Annotated in this window: 1 protein-coding gene; it reads left to right on the plus strand. The window is 50.4% G+C overall.

Annotation, left to right across the window (positions count from 1 at the left end; all coding sequences use genetic code 11):
• The coding region (trpA, locus tag F8N00_RS18265) for a tryptophan synthase subunit alpha (protein ID WP_421018780.1) at positions 1-443 on the plus strand (443 nt) is incomplete at its 5' end.
• Positions 444-506: the final 63 nt, after the last annotated feature.

Genomic DNA, 506 nt, shown 5'->3' on the forward strand with positions numbered 1-506 from the left:
GTATAAGAGACAGAGTCGGGGTCGATGGACTGATCATTCCTGATTTGCCGCTTGAGCAGAGCGAACAGTTTTTCGAGCAAGAGGACAAATCGGACATCGCGCTCGTCCAGCTCGTCTCCTTGACGAGTCCGATGGAGCGGATTCAAAAGATTGCCGATAAAAGTGAAGGATTCCTCTATGCGGTCACGGTCAACGGAACGACAGGTGGACAGACGACGTTTGATACGGCGCTTGAAGACCACTTAGCGAACGTCGCAGAAAATAGTCCAGTACCAGTCCTTGCCGGGTTCGGGATCAGTACACCGGAACACGTCAAACAATTGAGCCGCCCAGTCTCGGGGGTCATCGTCGGCAGTAAAATCGTCGATTTACTGCATCAGAACGATCGAGAAACAATTCAACAGTTGATGGCAGCACGTCTTGCGACGACGCCGTCGCATTAATAAAAAGGACCTGACTCAAAAGTCAGTCTATACAAAGATAAGGGTGGCAGAATGATGATCTGC

This window comes from Exiguobacterium sp. A1_3_1, from assembly GCF_048985645.1.
In the GTDB taxonomy this organism is placed as follows: Bacteria; Bacillota; Bacilli; order Exiguobacteriales; family Exiguobacteriaceae; genus Exiguobacterium_A; species Exiguobacterium_A indicum.